At 32.7% G+C, this 6776-nt stretch carries 5 protein-coding genes; 1 reads left to right on the plus strand and 4 read right to left on the minus strand.

The features are described from left to right. Window positions 1–78: 78 nt before the first annotated feature. From F1592_RS12900 to tyrS, 3 genes are all read right to left on the minus strand, one after another. Window positions 79–1488 (minus strand): DHA2 family efflux MFS transporter permease subunit, encoded by a 1410-nt coding sequence (locus F1592_RS12900; protein ID WP_053016750.1) that lies wholly within the window; start codon window positions 1486–1488, stop codon window positions 79–81. 119 nt (window positions 1489–1607) lie between these two features. Next, window positions 1608–2078, minus strand: a complete 471-nt coding sequence (locus F1592_RS12905; RefSeq protein WP_053016751.1) for a MarR family transcriptional regulator — start codon at window positions 2076–2078, stop codon at window positions 1608–1610. Between the two features lie 124 nt (window positions 2079–2202). Further along, window positions 2203–3465, minus strand: a complete 1263-nt coding sequence (gene tyrS, locus F1592_RS12910; protein WP_011275493.1) for a tyrosine--tRNA ligase — start codon at window positions 3463–3465, stop codon at window positions 2203–2205. A 383-nt stretch (window positions 3466–3848) separates the two neighbouring features. Between tyrS and F1592_RS12915 the strand changes: the two genes are divergently transcribed. Next, complete coding sequence (locus F1592_RS12915) at window positions 3849–4763, plus strand: biosynthetic peptidoglycan transglycosylase (RefSeq protein ID WP_053016831.1); 915 nt, start codon at window positions 3849–3851, stop codon at window positions 4761–4763. A 140-nt stretch (window positions 4764–4903) separates the two neighbouring features. On the opposite strand, the gene F1592_RS12920 is transcribed toward F1592_RS12915, so the two are convergent. Continuing rightward, on the minus strand, window positions 4904–6571 hold the full coding sequence (locus F1592_RS12920) for a formate--tetrahydrofolate ligase (protein WP_037536874.1): 1668 nt from the start codon (window positions 6569–6571) through the stop codon (window positions 4904–4906). Window positions 6572–6776: the final 205 nt, after the last annotated feature.

Consider the following 6776-nt stretch of genomic DNA (forward strand, 5'->3'; position numbering starts at 1 on the left):
TTTTCTAACAAAAGAACATAATACACAAATACGGCCAGTACATGATTATTCAAAATCAATTACTGGCCGTATTAATGCTTATATAGTCGCCTTTGACTTATTAGTAAGAAATAAAGCTGGAAAAATAATTAAAATTAATGTAATGACTGATACTAAGAATCCAGCATGATAAGCGATAATATTGTGTGTCAAGGAATTACCTAATTGATTTAATACAACTGAAAGAATTGTTGCAATGGAAGCTGTTCCAAAACTTGAACCAATATTTTCAATCATATTAATTCCCACACCCGCTTCAGCTAATACGCTCTCTTTAACGCCCATATATGCATCAGTAGTTAAACCTAAATTAATGCCTCCAACACTACATCCTCTTAAAAATAAGATAATAGATAGAGCAATTATACTAGTATGATCTGTAATAAATAATAAAGGTATTGATCCAAACATCGAGATTATAACACTTATTAAAACCACCCATTTCGCTCCATACTGATCGATTAATTTCCCCAAGTATGGTCTTGTAATAAGCATTCCAATTCCCTGTGGTATAAGTGCTAGAGCTGCTTCAATAGGAGTGTAATGCTTAAATGTCTGAAAATATAACGGAATTATGACCATAGGTCCCATGATACCTATATTTGAGAGAAATAAGCCTATAAATGATGCTGTATAATTTCCCTTAGTAAAGAGTGATAATGGCAAAATGGTATTATCATGTTTAACTTTATTATGAATATAATACATAAGTATCATAATACAACCAATAATCAGAAGAAGAATAGTAGTTCTATTATAAAAACTATGGTAATCACTTGCTTTTGTTAAGCCGTATATGGTTGATATGCTGATAAGACCTAGCAATATCATTCCTAAAATGTCAATAGACTTACTTTTATTAAAAGGGACAAAGTTCGGTAAATATTTTATTTGCAATAATATGGCGATGATTACGACTAAGACATTAATAAAGAACATCCAGCGCCAAGACACAATATGAATTACAAATCCACCAATGACTGGTCCCATGATAGGCCCGAATATCATAGGTGTACTTACGACAGCCATCACTTTCCCAATATGGTCTTGACCCGTTGTCTTAATCAATAGCGTGAACATTAACGTTGTAATTATGCCTGCAGACATTCCTTGAATAATTCTGAACACAATAAAACTCTCTACATTCCAACTAATACCAGCTAATACAGATGTAATTCCAAATAGAATTGATGCTCCGATAAATACATACTTACCATTAAATTGATTGACCAGCCATCCTGCTATTGGAATAACTAGCGCTAAAGCAAGGACATATCCTGTTATACCCCACTGAGTAATTTCAATAGTAGTATTAAATGCGTTGTTAAGTTGTTTGATTGCTATATTAATCATTGTTGAATCCAACATAGGTGCTATAGCCCCTAATGCTATTGCCCAAGCAGCTATCATAATTTCTCTCGATACTTGACTATCATTTAATTTTGACATACGTTCCTCCTATATATTGTTTCCACGTCAACAAAATATACTCTCTTTTTGTTTCCTTGTCAACAATATACAACAAATAAACTCGCTTAATCTGTAAGCGAGTTTTTAAGTTTAATCTCTTATAATGATCGATGCTCTTGTTCAATTAGTTGATCCAAATGTTGATGATACCTATTAATGAAGGTCATCATATTATTAAATTCATCTTCTGTCATGCTGTCAAAAACACTTTGATCTCTATTTTGAAACGATTCATGTAATTCAGAGTGAATTTGATAAACGCTTTCACCCTGTTCAGTTAACTTAAAATATATTTCTTTTTTATTGTCTTTACTTTTAAAACTTTCAATTAAACCTTTTTGCTGCAAACGTTTTGTTAATTTACTAATTGCACCTCTTGTCATAAATAGCTTATTCGCTAAATATTGTACATTGGGATTCTGATATTCTTTAATCGCTTCAACGCAATGAACTTCAGATGATTTGAACCCCTTAAGTGCTTGTTCCATTTTATCTTTATTTAGCCAACCTATTTTATTAAACAAATCTCTAAAGCTACTCATTAAAATTTCTTCTTTATTATTAGTCATTTCATCACTTCTTTTTAATCTTTATAACACATTTATTATACCCGTACTCTATTTATTTTTTATAAAAAGGGCAATGCGCAAAGTCTATAAGATTTCGCTACATTGCCAATAAAATTAAACCTTATTATTTATAGTTAACCATGAAATATTTTTTCTTACCACGACGAATGATTGTAAATTCATCATCTATTTTATCCTCATTGCTTAATTCATAGTCTACTGATTGTTGTCTTTCCCCATTAATATAAATAGCACCGTTATTAACATCCTCACGTGCTTGGCGTTTAGACGTCGCAATGCCTGTTTCAATTAAGACATCAATAATATTTGAAGTTTCAGTTGATAATTCAACTTGAGGAACATCTTTGAAACCTTCTTTTAATTCTTTGCCTGATAATGATTTTAAATCGCCGCTAAACAAAGCCTTAGAGATACGAATGGCATCATCTAATGCCTCTTTACCATGAATAAATTCTGTAACATTCTCCGCTAGGGCTTTTTGCGCTTCTCTTAAATGAGGTTCTTGATTTTTAGATTCTTCGAGACGATTAATTTCATCTTTATCTAAAAATGTAAAGTATTTCAAGAATTTAATGACATCATCATCTGATTGATTAATCCAAAATTGGTAAAATTCATAAGGGCTTGTTTTGTCAGCGTCTAACCATACAGCACCTGATTCTGATTTACCAAATTTCTTACCATCTGATTTCGTAACTAAAGGAATTGTTAAACCATATGCTTCAGTTTGTCCATACATACGTCGCATTAATTCAATACCGCTAGTGATATTACCCCATTGATCTGAACCACCAACTTGTAATTTACAATTTAATTCACGGTTTAAATGACCAAAGTCGATAGCTTGAAGTATAGTATAAGTGAACTCAGTGTAAGATATACCATTCTCAAGGCGAGATTGAATAGAATCTTTACCTAACATGTAGTTCACACCAACATGTTTACCATAGTCTCTTAGGAAACTAATTAGTGAGATTTGACTCAACCAATCTTTGTTATTAACTAAAATGGCACCTTTATCCGTACCAAATTCAAATAATTTATGCATTTGAGCACTAATACCCTCAACGTTAGCCTCTACTTGGTCTTCTGTTTGTAGTATACGCTCTTCAGATTTTCCGGATGGATCACCAATCATACCAGTTCCCCCACCAATTAGAACGATAGGTCGATGACCATGTTCTTGGAAACGTCTTAGAGTCATAAAGGGAAGCAAATGACCAATATGCAGACTATCAGCAGTAGGGTCAGCACCACAATATAAAGAAATTTGTTCCTTATTTAATAATTCTTCAATGCTACTTTCATCTGTTTGTTGATAAATTAAACCTCTCCATTGTAACTCTTCAATTAAAGCGTTTGACATCAATATTCCTCCTAAACAAAGATTTTATTTTTAATATTTAGTGATCCATACTCTATTTATGAAAAATAAAAAGCACCCATACATCGTTAAATGTAAGGGCGCTTGAGCACGTTACCACCATACTTAAATAGCATATTGCTATTCACTCTATCAATGATACGTTCATTAATAAACGTTGGACAATTCATAACGAGGTGTATTCATATAAGTGCAACTATTAGTTCACAGCTACCACTAACTCTCTGGAAATCACAAATATATTACTTGTCCTCTCATCCAAAATATATTGAATTGTAATTAATTATAAGTATTAAAAATATAAAAGTCAAATCAGTGATTATGGTATACTATATTTAAATTTCAGGAGGCTTAAGGTGAAAGAGATGTTAACCAACATTAATAGAGATACTAAGTTTAATTCATTTGAAAAGTCCTACAAAAAAACGAAACATGCAATTGTAGGATTATTTAGTGTTGGGTTATTTATATGTTTAATAGGATTTATAGGTACAGTTATTTATTTCAATCATTTAACGCATGAATCGTCTAAAATAAGCGACCGCGAATTAAAACAGAAAGTCTTGCATTTTGCAGGTGACGATTTAATTAATCATGAAAATTCTGATGTCTTAAGTGAATATGATAAATCTGAGAACTCTCTAATAGTTGGTCCTAAACACGTCAATCCAAATGTCATTAAAGCTCTTACCTCTTCCGAGGATACTATGTTTTATAAACATAAAGGTATCCTTCCAAAAGCACTCGTACGAGCAATGATACAAGATGTATTTAATCTTGAACAAAGCACTGGTGGTAGTACAATTACTCAACAATTAGTTAAAAACCAAGTGCTATCAAGTAAAAAAACATATAGTCGAAAAGCAAATGAACTTATTTTAGCAATGCGTCTTGAAAATTTATTGTCAAAAAATGAAATCATCTATACATATTTAAATATTCTACCTTTCGGTAGAGATTATGAAGGTAACAATATTACAGGTATTGCGTCTGCGTCTTATAGTTTATTCGGTATTCCACCGGAAGATTTAAATATTGCACAGTCTGCTTACCTAATTGGTTTATTACAAAGCCCGTATATGTATACACCCTATGAAGAAAATGGTGAATTAAAAACTTATAAAGAAGTCAAAATCAGTGTTAATCGTCAACACTATGTATTAAAACGAATGCTTGTTGAAGGTGTAATCGATAAAGCGGAATACCGCCACGCTAAACGATATCATATCTATGACCATTTACTTACAAAACCGCAATTAACTAATAATCAATCTGCATAATTGATTAAATGTCTTATTTAATTAAATTCATATTTTGTTTCAAAAACAAATTCAAAAAAACTGCCGACAAAGTTTTGCGCTTTGTCGGCAGTTTTCAATGTAACATAATAATACATTATGATAGTCGGTACTTCAGTCTACTAGAATAAGCCTACTGCATGGCCGTCTTCTGTAACGTCCATATTTAATGCAGCTGGTTTTTTAGGTAATCCAGGCATAGTCATGATTGCACCTGTTAATGCAACAATAAATCCTGCACCTGTTTTAGCCTCTAATTCTCTAATAGTAATATCAAAATCAGTTGGAGCACCTAAAGCAGTTGCATCATCACTGAATGAATATTGAGTTTTAGCCATACAGATTGGATATTGACCCCAACCATTGTCAGTAAATTCTTTTAGTTGTTTTTTAGCTTTTTTACTAAATGTAACTGAAGAACCACCATAGATTTCTTTAACGATTGTTTCAATTTTTTCTTCTAATGATTGATCTAAATCATATAAGAATTTGAAATCATTTGGTTGTTCAATAACTTCAAGTACTTGGTTAGCTAATTCAACGCCACCTTTACCGCCTTTTTCCCATACTTCAGTTAAAGCGATTCTAACGTTATTTTCTTTAGCCCAAGCTTTTACTGCTTCAGTTTCAGCATCTGTATCATGAATAAATGCATTTAATGCGATAACTGGTTCAACACCAAATTTACGGATGTTATTAACATGACGTTCTAAGTTAACAATACCAGCTTTAACTGCTTCAACATTTTCTTCTTTTAAGTCATCTTTAGCTACGCCACCATGCATTTTAAGGGCACGAACTGTTGCAACTAAAACTACTGCTGAAGGTTCAAAGCCAGCTTCTCTAGCTTTAATGTCGATGAATTTTTCAGCACCAAGGTCTGAACCGAATCCTGCTTCTGTTACAACGATGTCTGCAAGATCACGTGCTGTTTCAGTAGCTAAAATTGAGTTACAACCATGTGCAATGTTAGCGAATGGTCCACCATGAACTAATGCAGGTGTACCTTCAATAGTTTGAACTAAGTTAGGTTTAATAGCATCTTTAAGAATCATTGCTAATGCGCCTTCAACTTTTAAGTCTGCAACTGTAACTGGTTTACGATCACGAGTGTAACCAATTGTAATACGGCTAATTTTTTCTTTTAAGTCATTAATATTACGAGCTAAACATAAGATTGCCATTACTTCTGAGGCAACTGTAATATTGAAACCATCTTCACGAGGTACACCGTTAGTAGGTCCACCTAAACCAACATTTACATGACGTAATGCACGGTCGTTCATGTCTAATACACGTTTCCATTCAACACGACGTACATCAATGCCTAATTCATTACCTTGATGGATGTGGTTATCGATAAATGCAGATAAAGCATTATTTGCAGTAGTAATTGCGTGGAAGTCACCGTTGAAGTGTAAGTTAATATCTTCCATTGGTAATACTTGAGCATAACCTCCACCAGTTGCCCCACCTTTAATACCAAATGTAGGTCCTAATGCTGGTTCACGTAAAGCTACCATTACATTTTTCTTTAATTCGTTGAACGCATCAGATAATCCAACAGTAACTGTAGATTTACCTTCACCTGCTGGTGTTGGACTCATTGCAGTTACTAAAACGACTTTCCCTTTGTTGTCTTTTGGTTTGATTTGATTGATATCAATCTTAGCTTTATAGTGACCATATTGTTCTAAAGCGTCTGCTGGGATTCCAGCTTTTTCAGCGATTTCTCCAATAGGTTTTAGTTCTGATTGATTAGCAATATCTAAATCTGATAAATGTGCCAACTTATTTCAACCCCTTGTTAATTATAATTTGATTTATGTAAGAATACCTCAAATCAGTTGCTTAAGGTTTCTTTTAATCTTACATATTAATAATAACTAACAATGTAAGCGATGTCGAATTTTTGAGAGCGTTTCCAATGATTTGTGTAAAATTTAACTTAATTTTATGATAAATCTGCTAATTTAAATGGCTCTACGTCAAATC

This window comes from Staphylococcus sp. GDX7P312P (assembly GCF_008385775.1).
Classification (GTDB): domain Bacteria; phylum Bacillota; class Bacilli; order Staphylococcales; family Staphylococcaceae; genus Staphylococcus; species Staphylococcus haemolyticus.